The organism is Mesorhizobium sp. M2A.F.Ca.ET.046.03.2.1, assembly GCF_003952425.1.
Taxonomy (GTDB): domain Bacteria; phylum Pseudomonadota; class Alphaproteobacteria; order Rhizobiales; family Rhizobiaceae; genus Mesorhizobium.
The window spans coordinates 6,637,612-6,656,442 of the sequence record NZ_CP034449.1; the positions used below are offsets into that span (position 1 = coordinate 6,637,612).

An 18,831-nucleotide genomic window follows, 5' to 3' on the forward strand; every position below is an offset into this window, starting at 1 on the left:
AGCAAAGTCCATGCCTGATAGGAAGACGGGCCGCCATACCCCAACGACCCACTTCAGTCAAGCGCAATCTTCAATTGTCGCCAAGCGCAATCTTCAATTGCCGGTCCGGCTCACTTCGCCGCGGCCGCGAGCACCTTGCCGATCTCGTCGGTCACGGCATCGATACTGGCCATGCCATCGACGGTCTTGAGCTTGCCTTTGGCGTAGTAGTAGCCGGTCAGCGGCGCCGTCTTCTTGTAATATTCGCGCAGGCGTTCCTCGAACACCGCCGGGTTGTCGTCCTTACGAACAGGCTGGCCGGCGACCTTGGCATCCTCGGCGCGCTTGACGATTCGTCCGACCAGCGCCTTGTCGTCGACGACAAGCTCGATGACGGTGTCGAGCGCGATGCCGCGTTCGGCAAGCATGGCGTCGACCGCATCCGCCTGGACCAGCGTGCGCGGATAGCCGTCGAGAATGAAACCCCTGGCGCAGTCCGGCTGATCGATGCGCTCGGCGACGATGGCGTTGACGATCGCGTCGGAGACCAGCTCGCCGGCATCCATCACCGCCTTGGCACGCTTGCCGACCTCGGTTCCGGCCTGAACGGCAGCACGCAGCATGTCCCCCGTCGAGAGCTGTGGGATGCCGTGTTGTTCTACCAGTCTTTGTGCTTGCGTCCCCTTGCCCGCCCCGGCGGCCCAAGCAATATCAGCCTCATCTGCTCCTCTTCCCCCCGCGCAACTTCGACTTCTTGATCAGGCCCTCATACTGGTGCGCGATCAGGTGACCCTGAATCTGCGCCACCGTGTCGAGCGTGACACTGACCACGATCAGAAGCGATGTGCCACCGAGGTAGAAAGGTACGCCAGTCGCCGAAATCAGGAATTCCGGCAGCAGACAGACCAGCACCAGGTAGATGGCGCCGATAACGGTGATACGCGTCAGAACATAGTCGATATATTCGGCGGTGCGTTCGCCTGGACGATAACCCGGGATGAAGCCGGAATGCTTCTTGAGCTGGTCGGCCGTGTCCTTCGGATTGAAAACGATCGCCGTGTAGAAGAAGGCGAAGAAGACGATCATGCCCGCATAGAAGATCATGTAGAGCGGCTGGCCGTGGCCGAGCGAGGCGAGGATCGTGCTTGCCCAGGCCGGCAGGTTGGTCGCCTGCGAGAAGCCCGCGACGGTTGCCGGCAAAAGCAGCAGCGAGGACGCGAAGATCGGCGGGATGACGCCCGAGGTGTTGAGCTTCAGCGGCAGATGCGAGGTGTCGCCCTGGAACATGCGGTTGCCGACCTGGCGCTTCGGATACTGGATGAGCAGGCGGCGCTGCGCGCGCTCGAAGAAGACGATGAGCGCGATGACGATGATGGCCAGCACGATGATCGCGAGGATGAGGCCGGTCGACAGCGCGCCAGTGCGGCCGAGCTCCAGCGTGCCGGAGATCGCCCGCGGCAGGCCGGCGACGATGCCGGAGAAGATGATCAGCGAAATGCCGTTGCCGATGCCGCGCGCGGTGATCTGCTCGCCGAGCCACATCAGGAACATCGTGCCGCCGACCAGCGTGACGACGGTCGAGATGCGGAAGAACATGCCGGGATCGTTGACGATGCCGTTGCCGCCCTCGAGACCGATCGAAATGCCGTAGGCCTGGATCAGCGCCAGGAGCACGGTGCCGTAGCGCGTGTACTGGTTGATGATCTTGCGGCCCTGCTCGCCTTCCTTCTTCAGCGCTTCCAGCGAGGGGATGACTGAGGTCATCAGCTGCATGATGATGGAGGCGGAGATGTAGGGCATGATGCCCAGCGCGAAGATCGCCATGCGCTGCACGGCGCCGCCGGCGAACATGTTGAACATGCCGAGCACGCCCTTGCTCTGCGAGGAGAAGGCCTGGGCGAAAGCGTCGGGGTTGATGCCGGGAAGCGGGATGTAGGTGCCGAGGCGGTAGACGAGCAGCGCGCCGATGGTGAACCAGATGCGCTTCTTGAGATCCTCGGCCTTGGCGAAGGCCGCGAAATTCAGATTGGAGGCTAGTTGTTCAGCAGCCGAAGCCATGCCTGATTCTCCGCTAGAGCATGATGCCGAAAAGTGTGGAGCGGTTTTCGGACAACATCCTGCTCTACTTCATTGATTTCCGTGTCACGCTCGACGCCCCCAGCTCAGGCGGCGCGTGTCACCGAAGCTCACGAGATAAGCTCCGGACCTTAAACATGCAAGCGGCCGCGTTGACGCGGCCGCCCAATTCATCTGGTCAAAGCGCGGTTCGAGGGAAAATGCGAAGTCATCCCGGTCGGCCGTGCTTCAAATCGCCGTTACTCGGCGGCGGCCGCTTCCGGCAGCTTCACCGAACCGCCGGCCTTCTCGATCTTCTCGATCGCGGCCTTGGAGGCGCCAGCGACGTCGAAGGAGAGCTTGGCCTTGAGCTCGCCGTCGGACAGCACGCGCACGCCGTCCTTGGCGCGGCGGATGACGCCGGCGGCGACCAGGGCCTCGGCCGTCACAGCCGCCTTGGCGTCGAGCTTCTTGGCGTCGATCGCCGCTTGGATCTTGGCCAGCGACACCACCGCGAAGCTCTTGCCGAACAGGTTGTTGAAGCCGCGCTTCGGCAGGCGACGATAGAGCGGCATCTGGCCACCCTCGAAGCCGTTAATGGCAACGCCCGAACGGGCCTTCTGACCCTTGACGCCGCGACCGGCGGTCTTGCCCGAGCCGGAGCCGATGCCGCGACCGAGGCGCTTCCTGGAATGCGTGGCGCCGTCCTTGTCACGCAGATCGTTGAGTTTCATCATTCTTCTCCTGCGCTTCCGTTCAGGCCTCGTCCACGACGCGGACGAGGTGCTGGACGGCGGCGATCATGCCGCGCACGGAAGGGGTATCTTCCAGCGTGCGCCGCTTGTGCATCTTGTTCAGGCCGAGGCCGACCAGCGTGGCACGCTGCTCCTTCGGCCGGCGGATCGGGGAGCCGATCTGCTCGACGGTGATGGTCTTGGTAGCTTTCTTGGCCATGGTCGAAATCCCTGGTCAGCGTCGACTATTCTTCAGCCGCAACGGCGGTGCCGCGGCGGGCCTGAAGGGTCGAGTACTTGATGCCGCGCGCGGCAGCCACATCCTTCGGATGCATCTGGCTCTTCAGCGCGTCGAAGGTGGCGCGAACCATGTTGTAGGGGTTCGACGAACCCATCGACTTGGCGACCACGTCATGCATGCCGAGCGTCTCGAAGACGGCGCGCATCGGACCGCCGGCGATGATGCCGGTACCCTGCTTGGCGGCGCGCAACAGAACGCGTCCGGCGCCCCAGCGGCCCTCGACGTCGTGATGCAGCGTGCGGCCCGAACGCAGCGGCACGAAGATCATGTCGCGCTTAGCCGACTCGGTCGCCTTGCGGATGGCTTCCGGCACTTCGCGCGCCTTGCCGTGGCCGAAGCCGACGCGGCCCTTCTGGTCGCCGACGACGACGAGAGCGGCAAAGCCGAAACGACGGCCGCCCTTCACCACCTTGGCGACGCGGTTGATGTGGACGAGCTTGTCCACCATGCCGTCGTCACGCTCTTCGCGTTCACGCTCGCGGCCGCGGCCGCCTTCTCTACGTTCCTGTGCCATATCCTAGTCCTTGTTCTTTTCCGGAAGCACGGGTTGCTGTTTGCCGATGCCGCCTTTGGGTCATCAGCGGCGAAATTAGAAGCTGAGGCCGCCTTCGCGGGCAGCTTCGGCCAGCGCCTTGACGCGGCCATGATAGATGTACGGGCCACGATCGAAGACGACTTCCTTGACGCCGGCCTTCGAAGCGCGCTCGGCGATCAGCTTGCCGACGGCCGCGGCGGCGGCGGTGTCGGCGCCGGTCTTGAGCGAACCCTTGAGGTCCTTCTCGAGCGTCGAGGCGGCGGCCAGCGTGTGGCCGTTGGCGTCGTCGATGACCTGGACGTAGATGTTCTTCGAGGTGCGGTGCACCGACAGACGCGGACGTGCGCCGGCGACCCTCTTCAGTTGGCGGCGGACACGCTGCGCGCGGCGCTGAATGGTTTCCTTGGGGCTGGGCATATTTTCAGTTCCTTGCCTTCAGTAGACGGGGGCAACCCTGTGCGGTAGGCCAGGCCTCCCGCGACCGCTCCCCGCGGCGTTACACTTCTCAAGCCTGGCCCCGTCCGAAAAGTCCGCGACTTTTTGCTGCGCTGACCTTCGGTTCGGGCCAAGCCTATTACTTCTTCTTGCCTTCCTTGCGCACGATGCGCTCGTCGGCATAGCGCACGCCCTTGCCCTTGTACGGCTCCGGACCGCGATACTCGCGGATCTCGGCGGCGACCTGGCCGACCTGCTGCTTGTCGATGCCCGAGACCGTGATCTCGGTCGGCTTCGGCACCGTGATGGTGATGCCCTGCGGCGTCTCGTAGACGACGTCGTGGCTGAAGCCAAGCGCGAGTTGCAGGTTCTTGCCCTGCAACGCCGCACGATAGCCGACGCCGGTGATCTCGAGCTTCTTCTCGAAGCCGTCCTTCACGCCCTGCAGGATGTTGACGATCTGCGTGCGCGACATGCCCCACTTGGAGCGGGCGTTCTTGGTCTGGTCGCGCGGCTCGACGGAGATCTCGTTGTTCTCCATCTTGACCAGCACTTCGTCGTTCACCACGAACTTCAGCTCGCCCTTCGGGCCCTTCGCCGTCACGGTCTGGCCGTTGACGGAGGCGGTCACGCCCTGCGGCAGCGAAACGGGTTTCTTTCCGATACGAGACATTTTGTTGTCCTCGTCACTTCTTTGGTTTCAGGTTCCAGTTCCCGGGCGCGATCCCGAGAACCGAAGCCCATTCATCAATCTCTTGGCCGATCAGAAGATCTGGCAGAGGATCTCGCCGCCGACATTCTGCTCGCGCGCCTCATGGTCGGCCATGACGCCCTTCGGCGTCGAAAGGATGGCGATGCCGAGGCCGTTTGCGACCTGCGGGATCGACTTAGCCGAGACATAGACGCGGCGGCCGGGCTTCGAGACGCGCTCGATTTCGCGCACGACCGGAGCGCCGTCGAAATACTTCAGCTCGATCTCGATTTCGGACTTGCCGTTTTCGAAATCGGTCTGGCTGTAGTCGCGGATATAGCCTTCCGACTTCAACACTTCGAGGACGCGGGCGCGCAGACGCGAGGCCGGGGTCGAGACGCTCGACTTCTTGCGGCCATAGGCGTTGCGGATGCGGGTCAGCATATCGCCGAGAGGATCGCTCAATGACATCTCAGTGTCTCCTTACCAGCTCGACTTGACCAGGCCCGGGATCTGGCCGGTGTTGCCCAGATCGCGAAGCGCGATACGCGAAAGCTTCAGCTTGCGATAGTAGGCACGCGGACGCCCCGTGACTTCGCAACGGTTGCGGATGCGGATCTTGGCCGAGTTGCGCGGCAGCGCCGACAGCTTCAACTGGGCGCGGAAACGCTCTTCCATCGGCTTGGACTGATCCATGATGATGGCCTTGAGCGCCGTGCGCTTGGCGGCGTACTGGTCGGCGAGCTTGCGGCGCCGGTTGTTCTTCTCGACTGAGCTGGTCTTTGCCATTTCAGATTTTTCCTTTTTCGCTGCCGTTACTGGCGGAAGGGGAAGTTGAAGGCCTTGAGCAGAGCCCTGGCCTCGTCATCCGTCTTCGCCGTCGTACAAACGATGACGTCCATGCCCCAGACCTGATCAACCTTGTCGTAGTTGATCTCCGGGAACACGATGTGTTCTTTGATGCCCATGGCGTAGTTGCCACGGCCGTCAAAGCTCTTCGGGTTCAGTCCGCGGAAGTCGCGAACGCGCGGCAGCGCGATGTTCACGAGGCGGTCGAGGAACTCGTACATGCGTTCCTTGCGCAGCGTGACCTTGGCGCCGATCGGCATGTTCTCGCGCACCTTGAAGCCGGCAATCGAGTTGCGGGCGCGGGTGACGACGGCCTTCTGGCCGGCGATCAGCGCGAGATCCTCGGCCGCGACCGAGGGCTTCTTGGAATCGGCGGTTGCTTCGCCGACGCCCATGTTCAGCACGATCTTGTCGATGCGCGGAACCTGCATCTCGTTGTCGTAGCCGAACTGCTCCTGCAGCGCCTTGCGGATGGTCTCCTGATAGACCTTCTTGAGGCGCGGCTCGTTCTTGGCAGTTGCCTGCTTGGTTTCAGCCTTAGCCATTGATGACTTCTCCCGAACGCTTGGCGACGCGCACCTTCTTGCCGTCCTTCTGGATGGTGAAGCCGACGCGGGTCGGCTTGCCGTCCTTGGGGTCGGCCAGCGCGATGTTCGACAGGTGGATCGGCGCTTCCTTGGTGATGATCCCGCCCTCTTGGGACTGGGTCTGCTTCTGGTGACGGCGAATGAGGTTCACGCCGCGGACGACCGCGGTGTCTTCCGTCGGCTGCACCGACAGGACTTCGCCCGAACGGCCCTTGTCCTTGCCGGCAAGCACGACGACCTTGTCGCCTTTTCTGATCTTTTGCATTGGTCCGGCTCCTTACAGCACTTCAGGCGCGAGCGAGATGATCTTCATGTGGTTCTTGGCGCGCAGCTCGCGCGGAACCGGTCCGAAGATACGGGTGCCGATCGGCTCTTTCTTATTGTCGACGAGAACGGCCGCGTTCTTGTCGAAACGGATCACGCTGCCGTCCGGACGGCGGATGTCCTTGGCCGTGCGAACCACGACCGCCTTCATCACATCGCCCTTCTTAACGCGGCCACGCGGAATGGCTTCCTTGATCGACACCACGATGATGTCGCCGACGGAGGCGTACTTCCGCTTCGAGCCGCCCAGCACCTTGATGCACATGACACGACGGGCGCCGGAATTGTCCGCGACGTCGAGGTTTGTTTGCATCTGAATCATGACTGGCCGCCTTCTTCTTTTCTAACGGGACGGGTGCTTTCACCCCTCCCCGGTCTGTCCAAAATTCGATTCGTTCGCCCGGATCAAGCCTGATCCGAAGAGACGACAACCCAGCGTTTGTCCTTCGAAATCGGCTTCGATTCCTGGATGAATACCTGGTCGCCAACCTTGTGGGCGTTGTTCTCGTCGTGCGCCTTGTACTTCTTGGTCATGCGCACGGTCTTCTTCATCACCGGATGCGTGAAGCGACGCTCGACCTTGACGACAACCGTCTTCTCGTTCTTGTCGCTGACGACGGTGCCCTGCAGGATACGCTTCGGCATGGTCTTAACCCTTCTTGGCCGCGGCTTTTTCCGCAGCGATGGTCTTGATGCGCGCGATGTCCTTGCGGACCTGCTTCACGCGCGCGGTCTTCTCGAGCTGGCCGGTGGCCTTCTGGAAGCGCAGGTTGAACTGCTCCTTCTTCAGCGCGGCCAGGTCGTCGGTCAGCTGATCCTGGGTCTTGGTCCGGATGTCTTCGGCTTTCATGATCGCCTGTCCTTATTCTGCGATGCGCTGCACGAAGCGCGTCTTGACCGAGAGCTTGGCGGCGCCGAGACGCAGCGCCTCACGCGCGGTCTCCTCGCTGACGCCGTCGATCTCGAACATGATGCGGCCGGGCTTCACGCGCGCCGCCCAATAGTCGACTGCGCCCTTGCCCTTACCCATGCGGACTTCGGTCGGCTTCGAGGTGACCGGCAGGTCCGGGAACACCCGGATCCAGACGCGGCCGGCTCGCTTCATCTCGCGGGTGATCGCGCGGCGGGCCGCCTCGATCTCGCGCGCGGTGACGCGGTTCGGCTCAAGCGCCTTCAGCCCGAAACCGCCGAAATCCAGATTGGTGCCGCCCTTGGCGGTACCGTGGATACGGCCCTTGAACTGCTTGCGGAACTTTGTGCGCTTTGGCTGCAGCATCGTTCTAACTCCAAATTCTCAAATGTCTCAGGCGTTCTCGCGACGACGGCCGCGTTCGCGCTCGCCACCAGCACCGCCGCCGCCATGCGCGGCATCGCCTTCGGTTGCACGGCGCTCGGAAGCCATCGGGTCGTGCTCGAGGATCTCGCCCTTGAACACCCACACCTTGACGCCGCAGATGCCGTAAGCCGTGTTTGCCTCGGCCGTGCCGTAATCGACATCGGCACGCAGGGTGTGCAGCGGCACGCGGCCTTCACGGTACCACTCCATGCGCGCGATTTCGGCGCCGCCGAGACGGCCGGAGCAGTTGATGCGGATGCCTTCGGCGCCGAGACGCATGGCCGACTGAACGGCGCGCTTCATGGCGCGGCGGAACGCGATGCGGCGCTCGAGCTGCTGCGCGATCGACTGGGCGATCAGCGTGGCGTCGATTTCCGGCTTGCGCACTTCAACGATGTTGAGGTGCGTTTCGGACTTCGTCATCTCGGTCAGCTTCTTGCGCAGCTTCTCGATGTCGGCGCCCTTCTTGCCGATGATCAGGCCCGGGCGCGCCGCATGGATGGTGACGCGGCACTTCTTGTGCGGACGCTCGATCACGACCTTGGAGATCGCGGCCTGCTTGAGTTCCTTCTCAAGATACTTGCGGATCTTGAGGTCCTCGTGCAGCAGCTGGCCGTACTCGCCGGTGTTCGCGAACCAGCGCGAATCCCAGGTACGGTTGATGCCGAGACGCAGCCCGATCGGATTGACTTTCTGGCCCATTATGCGGCCTCCCCTTTTTCCTCGACTTCACGAACGACGATCGTGAGGTGTGAGAACGGCTTTTCGATACGGCTGGCGCGACCGCGGCCACGAGCGTGGAAACGCTTCATGACGATCGACTTGCCGACATAGGCTTCCGCCACGACCAGCGCGTCGACGTCGAGGTCGTGATTGTTTTCCGCGTTGGCGATCGCCGATTCCAGCGTCTTCTTGACCGTGCCGGAAATCCGCTTGGCCGAGAATTCGAGGTCGGAAAGCGCTGTCGCGACCTTCTTGCCGCGGATCAGCGCGGCAACCAGGTTCAGCTTCTGCGGGCTGATACGGATCGTGCGCAGAACGGCACGCGCCTCGTTATCAGCAAGCCTGCGCGGAGCTTTGGCCTTGCCCATGATTATTTCCTCTTCGCCTTCTTATCCGCGCCGTGACCGTAATAGGTCCGGGTCGGAGCGAATTCACCGAACTTGTGGCCGACCATGTCCTCGTTCACCGAGACCGGGACGTGCTTCTGGCCGTTATAGACACCGAAGGTGAAGCCGACGAACTGCGGCAGGATGGTGGAGCGACGGCTCCACATCTTGATCACCTCATTGCGACCACCTTCACGAACCTTGTCCACCTTCTTGAGAAGGTAGCCGTCGATGAAGGGGCCTTTCCAAATCGAACGAGTCACTTGGCGTTACCTCTTATTAGCTCTTGCGCTGATGACGCGAGCGCAGGATGAACTTGTCGGTCGCCTTGTTGGACCGCGTCTTCTTGCCCTTGGTCGGCTTGCCCCAGGGCGAAACCGGATGACGGCCGCCTGAGGTGCGGCCTTCGCCGCCGCCGTGCGGATGGTCGACCGGGTTCATGGTCACGCCGCGATTGTGCGGACGCTTGCCGCGCCACACGGTGCGACCGGCCTTGCCGTCGTTGATGTTGCCGTGATCGGGGTTCGACACGGCGCCGACGGTGGCCATGCAGGAACCGTGCACGACGCGCTGCTCGCCCGAGTTGAGGCGCAGAATCGCCATGCCCTGGTCGCGGCCGACGAGCTGCGCGTAACCGCCAGCCGAACGGGCGACCTGGCCGCCCTTGCCCGGCTTCAGCTCGATGTTGTGGACGATCGTGCCGACCGGCATCGAGGCCAGCGGCATAGCGTTGCCCGGCTTCACGTCGACCGCTTCGCCGGCCACGATCTTGTCGCCGGCGGCAAGACGCTGCGGAGCCAGGATGTAGGAGAGCTCGCCATCGTCATACTTGATCAGCGCGATGAAGGCGGTGCGGTTCGGATCGTATTCGATACGCTCGACCGTGCCGACGACGTCGTACTTCTTACGCTTGAAGTCGATGATGCGGTACGAACGCTTGTGACCGCCGCCGATGAAGCGGGCCGTGATGCGGCCGTAATTGTTGCGGCCGCCCGACTTGGTCAGGCCTTCGGTCAGGCCCTTGACGGGCTTGCCCTTGTAGAGGCCCGAGCGGTCGACGATGACCAGCTGGCGGGTGCTCGGCGTTATCGGGTTGAATTTCTTAAGTGCCATTGTCCTGTCCTCGCGGCCTTGCTCAGAGACCCGTCGCGACGTCGATCGACTGGCCGTCGGCCAGCGTCACAACCGCCTTCTTGACGTCGCCCTGGCGGCCAACCGTGCCGCGGAAGCGCTTGATCTTGCCCTTGCGGACGAGCGTGTTCACAGCCGTCACCTTGACGCCGAAGAGAGCTTCCACGGCAGCCTTGATTTCCGGCTTCGACGCCTTCTTGGCGACGTTGAAGACGACCTGGTTCTGCTCGGAAGCCATGGTCGACTTTTCGGTGATCGCCGGCGAGACGATCACGTCGTAGTGACGGAGGTCGGTCATTTAAAGCGCTCCTCGAGAGCCTCGACGGCGGCCTTCGAAAGGACCAGCGTGCCGCGGCGCAGAATGTCGTAGACGTTGATGCCCTGGATGGGCAGCACGTCGATGTTCGGAATGTTGGTCGCGGCCAGCTTGAAGTTCTGGTCAAGCTCGGCGCCGCCGATCACGAGGGCGTTGGTCAGCCCCAGCGTCTCGAGGTTCGCCACCAGGGCCTTGGTCTTGGCTTCGGCAAGCTTCAGCTCGTCGACGATGATGAGCGAAGCGCTCTTGGCCTTGGCCGAGAGAGCATGCTTCAGGCCCAGCGCGCGCACCTTCTTCGGCAGCTCGTGCTCATGGCTGCGCACGACCGGGCCGTGCGCCTTGCCGCCGCCGCGGAACTGCGGAGCGCGAGCCGAGTGGTGACGGGCGCGGCCCGTACCCTTCTGCTTGTACATCTTGGCGCCGGTGCGCGCGATCTCGGCGCGGCCCTTGGCCTTGTGCGTGCCCTGCTGCTTCTTGGCGAGCTGCCAGCGCACGACGCGCTGCAGGATGTCCTCGCGCGGGTCGAGGCCGAAAATCTCTTCGGAGAGCTTCAGCTCGCCGGCGTCCTTGCCGCCCAGCGTTTTAATCTTGAGGTCCATTATTCCGCTCCCTCAGTGGCCGGGGCTTCGTTCTTGGCGGCGGCAGCGGCACGGATCGCGGCGGGCTTCGGCGCGTTGGCCGGCAGCGCAACCTTGGCGGCGTCGCGAACCAGGATCCAGGCGCCCTTGACGCCGGGAACCGCGCCGCGGATTAGGATCAGGCCGCGATCCACGTCCGTCGAGACGACCTCGACATTCTGCGTGGTCACGCGGGTGTCACCCATGTGGCCGGCCATCTTCTTGCCCTTGAACACCTTGCCCGGGTCCTGGCGCTGACCGGTCGAGCCGTGCGTGCGGTGCGAGACCGAGTTACCGTGGGTCGCGCGGCCACCACCCATGTTGTGCCGCTTGATCACGCCCTGGAAACCCTTGCCGGTCGAGGTGCCGGTGACGTCGACCTTCTGGCCGGCGACGAAATGCTCGACGGTCAGCTCGGCGCCGACGTCAATCATGTTGTCGGCGGAGACGCGGAACTCCGCGACCTTGGCCTTGGGCTCGACGGACGCGGCGGCGAAATGGCCGCGCATCGCCTTCGACGTGTTCTTCACCTTGGCAAGGCCAACGCCGAGCTGGACGGCGGTGTAGCCGTTCTTCTCCTGCGTGCGCTGAGCCACGACCTGGCAGTTCTCCATCTGGAGAACGGTGACGGGAACGTGTTCCCCCGCATCGTTATAGATGCGGGTCATTCCCACCTTCTTTGCAATCACACCTGAACGCATCGGTTCAATTCCTTTAGAGTTCCGGGCCAGGGGCACCGCCCCTTACCGCGTTCTCATTCCTTTAGAGCTTGATCTCGACGTCGACACCGGCGGCCAGATCGAGCTTCATCAAAGCATCGACCGTCTGCGGAGTCGGATCGACGATGTCGAGCAGACGCTTGTGCGTACGCATCTCGAACTGCTCACGGCTCTTCTTGTCGACGTGGGGCGACCGGTTGACCGTGAATTTTTCGATCCGCGTCGGCAGCGGGATGGGGCCGCGGACGTTGGCGCCGGTGCGCTTGGCGGTCGACACGATTTCGCGCGTCGAGGCGTCGAGCACCCGGTGGTCAAACGCTTTAAGGCGGATGCGGATATTCTGTCCGTTCATGCGTCAATTCCTTGTTCTGGCGCGGCGCGGGCAGCTCCCGCGCCCGCGACAGATCGGTTTCAGTCCAATTACTCTTTGATGGTGACGACGATGCCTGCACCGACGGTGCGGCCGCCTTCACGGATGGCGAAGCGCAGCTTCTCTTCCATCGCGATCGGCACGATCAGCTCGACGTCGACGGTGATGTTGTCGCCGGGCATCACCATCTCGGTGCCGGCCGGCAGCGTCACGATGCCCGTCACGTCCGTCGTGCGGAAGTAGAACTGCGGACGGTAGTTGGTGAAGAACGGCGTGTGACGGCCGCCCTCGTCCTTGGTCAGGATGTAGGCTTCGGCCACGAACTTCTTGTGCGGCTTCACCGAGCCCGGCTTGGCCAGAACCTGGCCACGCTCGACGCCCTCGCGGTCGATGCCGCGCAGCAGCGCGCCGATGTTGTCGCCGGCCTGGCCCTGGTCGAGCAGCTTGCGGAACATTTCAACGCCCGTGCAGGTCGTCTTGGCGGTCGGACGGATGCCGACGATCTCCAGTTCCTCGCCGACCTTGACCACGCCGCGCTCGACGCGGCCGGTCACGACCGTGCCGCGGCCCGAGATCGAGAACACGTCCTCGATCGGCATCAGGAACGGCTTGTCCAGCGGACGAACCGGGGTCGGGATGTAGGCGTCGACCTGAGCCATCAGCTCGCGGATGGCGTCCTCGCCGATGGTCTTGTTCGAATCCTCGAGAGCGGCCAGCGCCGAGCCCTTGACGATCGGAATGTCGTCGCCGGGGAACTCGTTCTTCGACAGAAGCTCGCGAACCTCGAGCTCGACCAGCTCGAGCAGCTCGGCGTCGTCGACCTGATCGACCTTGTTGAGGAACACCACGATCGAAGGCACACCGACCTGACGGGCAAGCAGGATGTGCTCGCGGGTCTGCGGCATCGGGCCGTCGGCGGCCGACACGACCAGGATCGCGCCGTCCATCTGGGCGGCACCGGTGATCATGTTCTTCACATAGTCGGCGTGGCCGGGGCAGTCGACGTGAGCATAGTGACGGTTGGCCGTCTCATACTCGACGTGAGCCGTCGAAATCGTGATGCCGCGCGCCTTCTCTTCGGGTGCCGCGTCGATCTGGTCATAGCGCTTGTATTCGCCAAAATACTTCGTGATCGCCGCCGTCAGCGACGTCTTGCCATGATCGACGTGACCGATCGTGCCAATGTTCACATGCGGCTTGGTGCGCTCGAATTTACCTTTTGCCATGTGATCTCTCCAATCCTGCTTGCCCGTGCGGGCCTTGAATTAAGGTCTCGTGCAACCCGCTCGAGTTACGCGTATTTCTTCTGAACTTCCTGGGCGACCGCGGTCGGAACCGGCTCGTAGTGGTCGAACTGCATCGTGTACTGGGCGCGGCCCTGCGACATCGAACGCAGATTGTCGACGTACTTGAACATGTTCGCCAGCGGCACCATCGCGTTGATGACGACGGCAACGCCACGCGCTTCCTGACCCTGGATCTGGCCACGACGGCCGTTGAGGTCGCCGATGACGCCGCCGACATAATCTTCCGGCGTCACGACCTCGACCTTCATGATCGGCTCAAGCAGCTGCACGCCGAGGCGCGGAGCGGCTTCCTTGAAGCAGGCGCGGGAGGCGATTTCGAACGCCAGCACCGAGGAGTCGACGTCGTGGAAGGCGCCATCCACGAGGGTCGCCTTGACGCCGATCATCGGGAAGCCGGCGAACGGGCCGGAACCCATGACGCTGTTGATGCCCTTCTCGACGCCCGGGATGTATTCCTTCGGAACCGCACCGCCGACGATCTTGGACTCGAACACGAACTCTTCGCTCTCGGTGTTCGGCTCGAAGATGATCTTGACGCGAGCGAACTGGCCGGTACCGCCGGTCTGCTTCTTGTGCGTGTAATCCTGCTCGTGCGTGCGGGTGATCGTCTCGCGATAAGCCACCTGCGGCGCGCCGACATTGGCCTCGACCTTGAACTCGCGGCGCATGCGGTCGACGATGATGTCGAGATGCAGCTCGCCCATGCCGGCGATGATGGTCTGGCCCGATTCCTCGTCGGTCTTGACGCGGAAGGACGGATCCTCGGCCGCCAGGCGATGCAGCGCGAGGCCCATCTTTTCCTGGTCGTTCTTGGTCTTCGGCTCGATGGCGATCTGGATGACCGGATCGGGGAATTCCATGCGCTCGAGGATGACCGGGTGCAGCGGATCGCAGAGCGTGTCGCCCGTGGTCGTGTCCTTGAGGCCGGCCAGCGCAACGATGTCGCCGGCATAGGCTTCCTCGATGTCGGCGCGCGAGTTCGCATGCATCTGCAGCATGCGGCCGATGCGCTCCTTCTTGCCCTTCACCGTGTTGTCGAGCGAGGTGCCCTTGGTGAGCTTGCCCGAATAGATGCGGGCAAAGGTCAGCGAACCGACGAACGGGTCGTTCATGATCTTGAACGCCAGCATCGACAGCGGCTCGTTGTCGTCGGCGTGACGTTCGATCTCGGCGTCGGTCTTGGCGTCGACGCCCTTGATGGCCGGCACGTCGATCGGCGACGGCAGGTATTCGACGACAGCGTCGAGCAGCGGCTGCACGCCCTTGTTCTTAAAGGCCGAGCCGCAGAACATCGGGAAGAACTTGACCGCGATGGTGCCCTTGCGGATCAGCGCGCGGATCTCGTCATTCGACGGCATCTTGCCTTCGAGATAGTTCTCGAGCGCGGTCTCGTCCATCTCGACGGCGGCTTCGATCATCTTCTCGCGGTACTGCTCGGCCTTGGCTTTGAGGTCGGCCGGGATCTCGACGACGTCCCAAGCAGCGCCCAGCGTCTCGTCGCGCCAGACGAGCGCGTTCATCTCGACGAGGTCGACGACGCCCTTGAACTCGGTCTCGGCGCCGATCGGCAGCTGCATGACGACAGCCTGCGCGCCGAGGCGCGAACCGATCATCTCTTCAGAGCGATAGAAGTCGGCGCCGATCTTGTCCATCTTGTTGCAGAAGATCATGCGCGGCACGTGGTACTTGTCGGCCTGACGCCACACGGTCTCGGTCTGCGGCTCCACGCCGGCGTTGGCATCGAGCAGCGCGATGGCGCCGTCGAGCACGCGCAGCGAACGCTCGACCTCAATGGTGAAGTCGACGTGTCCGGGGGTGTCGATGATGTTGAAGCGGCGCATCTTGCCGTCACGACCCTTCCAGAAGGTCGTGGTCGCGGCGGACGTGATGGTGATGCCGCGTTCCTGCTCCTGCTCCATCCAGTCCATGGTGGCAGCGCCGTCATGGACTTCGCCGATCTTGTGCGACTTGCCCGTGTAGTACAGGACGCGCTCGGTCGTCGTCGTCTTGCCGGCGTCGATATGCGCCATGATACCGAAATTGCGGTAGTCTTCGATCTTGTATTCGCGGGCCATGGGAGGTGCCTCTCAGTCTCTTTCGCGTTACCAGCGGTAATGCGCGAAGGCGCGGTTGGCTTCCGCCATCTTGTGGGTGTCTTCACGCTTCTTGACGGCGGTGCCGCGGTTGTTGGCCGCGTCCATCAGCTCGCCCGAGAGGCGGTCGACCATGGTGGTCTCGTTGCGGTTGCGGGCCGCGGCGATCAGCCAGCGAATGGCCAGCGCCTGGCGGCGCTCGGGGCGCACGTCGACCGGAACCTGGTAGGTGGCGCCGCCAACGCGACGCGAGCGCACTTCCACATGCGGCGCGACATTGTCGAGCGCCTGGTGGAAGACGGTGACCGGCTCCTGCTTGGTCTTGGCCTGGACCTGGTCCAGAGCGCCATAGACGATGGTCTCGGCAACCGACTTCTTGCCGTCATACATGACGGCGTTCATGAACTTGGTGACGATCAGATCGCCGAACTTGGGATCCGGGTTGATCTCACGCTTTTCTGCACTGTGACGACGGGACATGGGAAACCCTTACTTCGGACGCTTGGCGCCGTATTTCGAACGACGCTGCTTGCGGTTCTTCACACCCTGCGTGTCGAGCACGCCGCGGATGATGTGGTAGCGGACGCCCGGCAGATCCTTGACGCGACCGCCGCGGATCATGACCACCGAGTGTTCCTGAAGGTTGTGGCCTTCGCCGGGGATGTAGCCGATCACTTCAAAACCGTTGGTCAGGCGAATCTTGGCCACCTTACGCAGCGCCGAGTTCGGCTTCTTCGGCGTCGTGGTGTAGACGCGCGTGCAGACGCCCCGCTTCTGCGGGTTCTGCTGCATGGCCGGGACCTTGTTTCGCTTCACCGGCGCCAGGCGCGGCTTGCGGATCAGCTGGTTGACGGTAGGCATTAAACCCTCTTGTCTCTCAATTCCGTGTCTGCCCTGTCAGGGCCGCTCAAAGCGTCATTTCCATACGCGAATTCGGGCAACACACCGCGTCTCGCGGTCCTGCCCGAACAAATTGCAGAGGAAGCGGAAGCCGCTTCATGCGCGCCGGAAATGTCTTTTCGCTCGTAAAACGAACCCTGTTTGAGACAAACTCCAAAGCGTGTCGCCTCGGAAAGGCCGGTCTCACATCGGTTCTGACGTCGCGGCTTCTACTCGTAAGGCCATTGCCCGTCAACCCCGCAACGGCAAATATTGCGGTCAATTCGAGGCTTGGCAGCCATGCGCAAAAGGCATGTAATTTTATTGCGCCTTTTTTCAAGAGCGAGGAAGAAAGTGACCGGCTTGCGGCTGTCTTCCGCACCGGCTTCGTGCCAAAAGGCGGCTGAGCCGGACTTTGGGCCGGAAAACGAGGAATCAGCCCGTGAACGACAATGAAGAACGGCCGGTCACCATCATCACCGGACGAGTCTGGCGCAAGAAGGGCGGCAAGCCCGAGGGCGTGCATGTGATGCTGGTGGCGCCTGACGATGATTCTGCCGTGCGCCGCGCGCTCGAATCGCTCGCCGCCGAGGGATTCGCGGAGGCCGAGCTCGATCAGATCGGCGACATGGAAGGCGAGCCCGACGAGGAGCCGCATCTGTCGGCCTACCAGGGCGCGCTGGAAGGCGAGGTCTCGATCGTCACCTTTGACGAACCGTTCTGATATAGCCGGCGGCACAACGTCCTCCCGATCCTCTCCAACAACCTAGCCAGCCATTCTTCTTTTCCGGAGTTCCCATGACCAGCAATCCCATCAAGCTCGGCATCGTCGGCGTGGGGAAGATCGTGCGCGACCAGCATTTGCCGGCGGTCGCCAAGGACGGCGACTACCGGCTCGTCGCCGCGGCGAGCCGCCATGGCAAGGTCGACGGCATTCCGAACTACCCGACAATTGAAGCGATGATTGCCGCCGAGCCCGATCTCGAGGCGGTCTCGCTCTGCATGCCGCCGCAGTTCCGCTACGACGCCGCGCGCACCGCGCTGGAAGCGAAGAAGCATGTGTTTCTCGAAAAGCCGCCGGGCGCGACGGTGAGCGAGGTCGAGCACCTCAAGGCGCTGGCCGAAAAGAACGGCGTCTCACTCTTTGCCAGCTGGCATTCGCGCTACGCGCCGGCGGTAGAGGCCGCGCGCGCCTTCCTCGCCTCGGTCAAGCTGACCTCGGCCGCCATCAACTGGAAGGAAGACGTGCGGCGCTGGCATCCGAACCAGGAATGGATCTGGGAACCAGGCGGTTTTGGCGTGTTCGATCCGGGCATTAACGCCCTGTCGATCGCCACGCATATCCTGCCGCCGATGTTCATCACCTCGGCCGTGCTCGACTTTCCCGAAAACCGCGCGGCGCCGGTCGCGGCGCATGTCGCCTTCCGCACGTCGAATGGCCTGCCGGTGGCGATGGAGCTCGACTGGCTACAGACCGGCCCGCAGAGCTGGGACATCCTGGCCGAGACCGACAAGGGCAAGATGGCGCTGTCGGGCGGCGGCGCGAAGCTCGCCGTCGACGGCAAAGTCATCCACGATGAGCCGGAAGCCGAATATCCGATGCTCTACGAGCGCTTCGCCGAGATCATTCGAGCGGGCGCTTCCGATGTCGACCTCGCGCCACTTCAGCACGTGGCCGACGCGTTCATGCTCGGCAAGCGCAATCTGGTCGAGGCGTTCTTCGACTGAGTCGGCGAGACTGCATCACTCGACGATCGCAATCGCAAAGCCGTCATAGCCTTTGGCGCCAACCGTCTGGATGGCGGTGCCGTCCAGCCGCTTGTCGCCGCCGATGAACGAGAACGCCGCACGGGCGCCTTCGACATTGACGTCGAGGCCATCTTTATTGAGCACCGCACCGTCGCGGATGACGTTGTCGCAGACGATGACCGTGCCAGGGCGCGACAGCTTCATCGCCCAGTCAAGATAATTCGGGTTGTTGGGCTTGTCGGCGTCGATGAAGATCAGGTCGAATGGCCCGGCACTTTGGTCGACCAGCGCGGCGAGCGACTGGAGCGCCGGGCCGACCCGCAGGTCGACCTTGCCGGAAACCCCTGCCCGCTCGAAATTCGAGCGCGCGACCCTGGCGTGGTGGGGATCGAGTTCCAGCGTCACCACCTTGCCGTCCGCCGGCAGTCCCCTCGCCATCCAGATGGTCGAGTAGCCGCCGAGCGTGCCGACCTCCAGCACGGTCTTCGCGCCGCGGATGCGCACCAGCAGCGACAGCAATTTGCCTTGCGCGGCCGAGACATCGATGGCCGGAAGGCCCTGGTCGCGGTTGGCCGCAAGCACGGCGTCCAGCACGCGGTCCGCTTCGAAAAGCGAGGAAACGATATAGTCGTCGACTGCCGTCCAGGTCTTGCTGCTCATAGCTCTTCCTCGTTGCATGAAGCCAGATCAGGATCACGGCTAAGAGCCATCATCC

General features: G+C 63.2%; 30 protein-coding genes and 1 pseudogene. 3 read left to right on the forward strand and 28 right to left on the reverse strand.

Annotated features, from left to right (window positions below; genetic code table 11):
- Positions 1–110: 110 nt before the first annotated feature.
- The 27 genes and pseudogenes from EJ072_RS31655 to rpsL form a co-directional block, all read right to left on the reverse strand.
- Positions 111–700, reverse strand: a pseudogene (locus EJ072_RS31655) (adenylate kinase).
- The gene (secY, locus tag EJ072_RS31660; protein WP_126061028.1) at positions 697–2,037 is read right to left on the reverse strand and encodes a preprotein translocase subunit SecY; all 1,341 of its coding nucleotides are present in this window, start codon (positions 2,035–2,037) and stop codon (positions 697–699) included. The pseudogene EJ072_RS31655 and the gene secY overlap by 4 nt, the downstream one beginning before the upstream one ends.
- Positions 2,038–2,294: 257 nt before the next feature.
- Positions 2,295–2,768 (reverse strand): 50S ribosomal protein L15, encoded by a 474-nt coding sequence (gene rplO / locus EJ072_RS31665; protein WP_126083813.1) that lies wholly within the window; start codon positions 2,766–2,768, stop codon positions 2,295–2,297.
- A gap of 22 nt (positions 2,769–2,790) precedes the next feature.
- A complete protein-coding gene (rpmD, locus tag EJ072_RS31670) occupies positions 2,791–2,988 on the reverse strand; it encodes a 50S ribosomal protein L30 (protein WP_027170355.1) in 198 nt (65 codons plus the stop codon).
- A gap of 25 nt (positions 2,989–3,013) precedes the next feature.
- The gene (gene rpsE, locus EJ072_RS31675; protein WP_027046810.1) at positions 3,014–3,583 is read right to left on the reverse strand and encodes a 30S ribosomal protein S5; all 570 of its coding nucleotides are present in this window, start codon (positions 3,581–3,583) and stop codon (positions 3,014–3,016) included.
- Between the two features lie 75 nt (positions 3,584–3,658).
- Positions 3,659–4,021 carry a 50S ribosomal protein L18 gene (gene rplR / locus EJ072_RS31680; protein WP_126082800.1) on the reverse strand — a complete coding sequence of 121 codons (363 nt, stop codon included), beginning with the start codon at positions 4,019–4,021 and terminating at the stop codon, positions 3,659–3,661.
- 157 nt (positions 4,022–4,178) lie between these two features.
- Complete coding sequence (gene rplF, locus EJ072_RS31685; RefSeq protein WP_095818135.1) at positions 4,179–4,712, reverse strand: 50S ribosomal protein L6; 534 nt, start codon at positions 4,710–4,712, stop codon at positions 4,179–4,181.
- A 90-nt stretch (positions 4,713–4,802) separates the two neighbouring features.
- A complete protein-coding gene (rpsH, locus tag EJ072_RS31690) occupies positions 4,803–5,201 on the reverse strand; it encodes a 30S ribosomal protein S8 (protein WP_042642201.1) in 399 nt (132 codons plus the stop codon).
- A 12-nt stretch (positions 5,202–5,213) separates the two neighbouring features.
- Positions 5,214–5,519 (reverse strand): 30S ribosomal protein S14, encoded by a 306-nt coding sequence (gene rpsN / locus EJ072_RS31695; protein ID WP_042642199.1) that lies wholly within the window; start codon positions 5,517–5,519, stop codon positions 5,214–5,216.
- 26 nt (positions 5,520–5,545) lie between these two features.
- Positions 5,546–6,124: a 50S ribosomal protein L5 gene (gene rplE / locus EJ072_RS31700; RefSeq protein WP_126082801.1), complete on the reverse strand. Its 579-nt coding sequence runs from the start codon at positions 6,122–6,124 to the stop codon at positions 5,546–5,548.
- A complete protein-coding gene (gene rplX / locus EJ072_RS31705; RefSeq protein ID WP_126082802.1) occupies positions 6,117–6,431 on the reverse strand; it encodes a 50S ribosomal protein L24 in 315 nt (104 codons plus the stop codon). Before rplX ends, rplE begins: the two co-directional genes overlap by 8 nt.
- Before the next feature lie 12 nt (positions 6,432–6,443).
- Positions 6,444–6,812 (reverse strand): 50S ribosomal protein L14, encoded by a 369-nt coding sequence (rplN, locus tag EJ072_RS31710; protein WP_006205457.1) that lies wholly within the window; start codon positions 6,810–6,812, stop codon positions 6,444–6,446.
- Positions 6,813–6,895: 83 nt separating this feature from the next.
- Complete coding sequence (gene rpsQ, locus EJ072_RS31715; protein ID WP_023675136.1) at positions 6,896–7,135, reverse strand: 30S ribosomal protein S17; 240 nt, start codon at positions 7,133–7,135, stop codon at positions 6,896–6,898.
- Positions 7,136–7,139: 4 nt separating this feature from the next.
- Entirely contained in the window at positions 7,140–7,340 is a 201-nt protein-coding gene (gene rpmC / locus EJ072_RS31720) for a 50S ribosomal protein L29 (protein ID WP_042642190.1), read from the reverse strand.
- 12 nt (positions 7,341–7,352) lie between these two features.
- Positions 7,353–7,766, reverse strand: coding sequence for a 50S ribosomal protein L16 (rplP, locus tag EJ072_RS31725; RefSeq protein WP_027170364.1), 414 nt, complete (start codon positions 7,764–7,766; stop codon positions 7,353–7,355).
- Between the two features lie 27 nt (positions 7,767–7,793).
- Positions 7,794–8,528: a 30S ribosomal protein S3 gene (rpsC, locus tag EJ072_RS31730; protein WP_112129139.1), complete on the reverse strand. Its 735-nt coding sequence runs from the start codon at positions 8,526–8,528 to the stop codon at positions 7,794–7,796.
- Positions 8,528–8,917, reverse strand: a complete 390-nt coding sequence (rplV, locus tag EJ072_RS31735) for a 50S ribosomal protein L22 (RefSeq protein ID WP_010909277.1) — start codon at positions 8,915–8,917, stop codon at positions 8,528–8,530. The genes rpsC and rplV overlap by 1 nt, the downstream gene beginning before the upstream one ends.
- 2 nt (positions 8,918–8,919) lie before the next feature.
- Positions 8,920–9,198 (reverse strand): 30S ribosomal protein S19, encoded by a 279-nt coding sequence (rpsS, locus tag EJ072_RS31740; protein WP_006205463.1) that lies wholly within the window; start codon positions 9,196–9,198, stop codon positions 8,920–8,922.
- Between the two features lie 16 nt (positions 9,199–9,214).
- Positions 9,215–10,048, reverse strand: coding sequence for a 50S ribosomal protein L2 (gene rplB / locus EJ072_RS31745; protein ID WP_126082803.1), 834 nt, complete (start codon positions 10,046–10,048; stop codon positions 9,215–9,217).
- Between the two features lie 22 nt (positions 10,049–10,070).
- Positions 10,071–10,364 (reverse strand): 50S ribosomal protein L23, encoded by a 294-nt coding sequence (locus tag EJ072_RS31750; protein ID WP_040983033.1) that lies wholly within the window; start codon positions 10,362–10,364, stop codon positions 10,071–10,073.
- Positions 10,361–10,981: a 50S ribosomal protein L4 gene (gene rplD, locus EJ072_RS31755; RefSeq protein WP_042642179.1), complete on the reverse strand. Its 621-nt coding sequence runs from the start codon at positions 10,979–10,981 to the stop codon at positions 10,361–10,363. The genes EJ072_RS31750 and rplD overlap by 4 nt, the downstream gene beginning before the upstream one ends.
- Complete coding sequence (gene rplC, locus EJ072_RS31760) at positions 10,981–11,700, reverse strand: 50S ribosomal protein L3 (RefSeq protein WP_126082804.1); 720 nt, start codon at positions 11,698–11,700, stop codon at positions 10,981–10,983. The genes rplD and rplC overlap by 1 nt, the downstream gene beginning before the upstream one ends.
- Positions 11,701–11,761: 61 nt before the next feature.
- On the reverse strand, positions 11,762–12,070 hold the full coding sequence (rpsJ, locus tag EJ072_RS31765; RefSeq protein ID WP_006205468.1) for a 30S ribosomal protein S10: 309 nt from the start codon (positions 12,068–12,070) through the stop codon (positions 11,762–11,764).
- A gap of 68 nt (positions 12,071–12,138) precedes the next feature.
- Positions 12,139–13,314 (reverse strand): elongation factor Tu, encoded by a 1,176-nt coding sequence (tuf, locus tag EJ072_RS31770; RefSeq protein WP_040983039.1) that lies wholly within the window; start codon positions 13,312–13,314, stop codon positions 12,139–12,141.
- 65 nt (positions 13,315–13,379) lie between these two features.
- Positions 13,380–15,470 carry an elongation factor G gene (gene fusA / locus EJ072_RS31775; protein WP_095818141.1) on the reverse strand — a complete coding sequence of 697 codons (2,091 nt, stop codon included), beginning with the start codon at positions 15,468–15,470 and terminating at the stop codon, positions 13,380–13,382.
- Positions 15,471–15,497: 27 nt separating this feature from the next.
- Entirely contained in the window at positions 15,498–15,968 is a 471-nt protein-coding gene (gene rpsG, locus EJ072_RS31780) for a 30S ribosomal protein S7 (RefSeq protein ID WP_027170372.1), read from the reverse strand.
- A gap of 9 nt (positions 15,969–15,977) precedes the next feature.
- The gene (gene rpsL / locus EJ072_RS31785) at positions 15,978–16,349 is read right to left on the reverse strand and encodes a 30S ribosomal protein S12 (RefSeq protein WP_006202128.1); all 372 of its coding nucleotides are present in this window, start codon (positions 16,347–16,349) and stop codon (positions 15,978–15,980) included.
- Between the two features lie 137 nt (positions 16,350–16,486).
- Between rpsL and EJ072_RS36205 the strand changes: the two genes are divergently transcribed.
- The 3 genes from EJ072_RS36205 (at position 16,487) to EJ072_RS31800 (ending at position 18,095) form a co-directional block, all read left to right on the forward strand.
- Positions 16,487–16,774, forward strand: a complete 288-nt coding sequence (locus tag EJ072_RS36205) for a hypothetical protein (protein WP_189343137.1) — start codon at positions 16,487–16,489, stop codon at positions 16,772–16,774.
- A gap of 35 nt (positions 16,775–16,809) precedes the next feature.
- Complete coding sequence (locus EJ072_RS31795; protein ID WP_040983044.1) at positions 16,810–17,091, forward strand: hypothetical protein; 282 nt, start codon at positions 16,810–16,812, stop codon at positions 17,089–17,091.
- 74 nt (positions 17,092–17,165) lie between these two features.
- Positions 17,166–18,095, forward strand: a complete 930-nt coding sequence (locus EJ072_RS31800; protein WP_126082806.1) for a Gfo/Idh/MocA family oxidoreductase — start codon at positions 17,166–17,168, stop codon at positions 18,093–18,095.
- Between the two features lie 15 nt (positions 18,096–18,110).
- Here EJ072_RS31800 and EJ072_RS31805 read toward each other — a convergent pair whose 3' ends face one another.
- On the reverse strand, positions 18,111–18,776 hold the full coding sequence (locus EJ072_RS31805) for an O-methyltransferase (RefSeq protein WP_126082807.1): 666 nt from the start codon (positions 18,774–18,776) through the stop codon (positions 18,111–18,113).
- Between the last annotated feature and the right edge of the window lie 55 nt (positions 18,777–18,831).

What these genes read in the sequence shown, in the direction of transcription:
- rplV (WP_010909277.1), bottom strand. Translation starts at nt 8,917, where the DNA reads ATGGGCAAGGCCAAAGCTCCGCGCAGGCTTGCTGATAACGAGGCGCGT.
- rplN (WP_006205457.1), bottom strand. Translation starts at nt 6,812, where the DNA reads ATGATTCAGATGCAAACAAACCTCGACGTCGCGGACAATTCCGGCGCC.
- rpmC (WP_042642190.1), bottom strand. Translation starts at nt 7,340, where the DNA reads ATGAAAGCCGAAGACATCCGGACCAAGACCCAGGATCAGCTGACCGAC.
- rpsJ (WP_006205468.1), bottom strand. Translation starts at nt 12,070, where the DNA reads ATGAACGGACAGAATATCCGCATCCGCCTTAAAGCGTTTGACCACCGG.
- rpsC (WP_112129139.1), bottom strand. Translation starts at nt 8,528, where the DNA reads ATGGGCCAGAAAGTCAATCCGATCGGGCTGCGTCTCGGCATCAACCGT.
- fusA (WP_095818141.1), bottom strand. Translation starts at nt 15,470, where the DNA reads ATGGCCCGCGAATACAAGATCGAAGACTACCGCAATTTCGGTATCATG.
- EJ072_RS31750 (WP_040983033.1), bottom strand. Translation starts at nt 10,364, where the DNA reads ATGACCGACCTCCGTCACTACGACGTGATCGTCTCGCCGGCGATCACC.
- rplX (WP_126082802.1), bottom strand. Translation starts at nt 6,431, where the DNA reads ATGCAAAAGATCAGAAAAGGCGACAAGGTCGTCGTGCTTGCCGGCAAG.
- EJ072_RS31805 (WP_126082807.1), bottom strand. Translation starts at nt 18,776, where the DNA reads ATGAGCAGCAAGACCTGGACGGCAGTCGACGACTATATCGTTTCCTCG.
- rpsG (WP_027170372.1), bottom strand. Translation starts at nt 15,968, where the DNA reads ATGTCCCGTCGTCACAGTGCAGAAAAGCGTGAGATCAACCCGGATCCC.
- EJ072_RS36205 (WP_189343137.1), top strand. Translation starts at nt 16,487, where the DNA reads ATGCGCGCCGGAAATGTCTTTTCGCTCGTAAAACGAACCCTGTTTGAG.
- rplO (WP_126083813.1), bottom strand. Translation starts at nt 2,768, where the DNA reads ATGAAACTCAACGATCTGCGTGACAAGGACGGCGCCACGCATTCCAGG.
- secY (WP_126061028.1), bottom strand. Translation starts at nt 2,037, where the DNA reads ATGGCTTCGGCTGCTGAACAACTAGCCTCCAATCTGAATTTCGCGGCC.
- rplR (WP_126082800.1), bottom strand. Translation starts at nt 4,021, where the DNA reads ATGCCCAGCCCCAAGGAAACCATTCAGCGCCGCGCGCAGCGTGTCCGC.
- rpsQ (WP_023675136.1), bottom strand. Translation starts at nt 7,135, where the DNA reads ATGCCGAAGCGTATCCTGCAGGGCACCGTCGTCAGCGACAAGAACGAG.
- rplE (WP_126082801.1), bottom strand. Translation starts at nt 6,124, where the DNA reads ATGGCTAAGGCTGAAACCAAGCAGGCAACTGCCAAGAACGAGCCGCGC.
- rpmD (WP_027170355.1), bottom strand. Translation starts at nt 2,988, where the DNA reads ATGGCCAAGAAAGCTACCAAGACCATCACCGTCGAGCAGATCGGCTCC.
- rpsH (WP_042642201.1), bottom strand. Translation starts at nt 5,201, where the DNA reads ATGTCATTGAGCGATCCTCTCGGCGATATGCTGACCCGCATCCGCAAC.
- rplC (WP_126082804.1), bottom strand. Translation starts at nt 11,700, where the DNA reads ATGCGTTCAGGTGTGATTGCAAAGAAGGTGGGAATGACCCGCATCTAT.
- rpsE (WP_027046810.1), bottom strand. Translation starts at nt 3,583, where the DNA reads ATGGCACAGGAACGTAGAGAAGGCGGCCGCGGCCGCGAGCGTGAACGC.
- rplB (WP_126082803.1), bottom strand. Translation starts at nt 10,048, where the DNA reads ATGGCACTTAAGAAATTCAACCCGATAACGCCGAGCACCCGCCAGCTG.
- rplF (WP_095818135.1), bottom strand. Translation starts at nt 4,712, where the DNA reads ATGTCTCGTATCGGAAAGAAACCCGTTTCGCTGCCGCAGGGCGTGACC.
- rpsL (WP_006202128.1), bottom strand. Translation starts at nt 16,349, where the DNA reads ATGCCTACCGTCAACCAGCTGATCCGCAAGCCGCGCCTGGCGCCGGTG.
- rplP (WP_027170364.1), bottom strand. Translation starts at nt 7,766, where the DNA reads ATGCTGCAGCCAAAGCGCACAAAGTTCCGCAAGCAGTTCAAGGGCCGT.
- rpsN (WP_042642199.1), bottom strand. Translation starts at nt 5,519, where the DNA reads ATGGCAAAGACCAGCTCAGTCGAGAAGAACAACCGGCGCCGCAAGCTC.
- rplD (WP_042642179.1), bottom strand. Translation starts at nt 10,981, where the DNA reads ATGGACCTCAAGATTAAAACGCTGGGCGGCAAGGACGCCGGCGAGCTG.
- tuf (WP_040983039.1), bottom strand. Translation starts at nt 13,314, where the DNA reads ATGGCAAAAGGTAAATTCGAGCGCACCAAGCCGCATGTGAACATTGGC.
- EJ072_RS31800 (WP_126082806.1), top strand. Translation starts at nt 17,166, where the DNA reads ATGACCAGCAATCCCATCAAGCTCGGCATCGTCGGCGTGGGGAAGATC.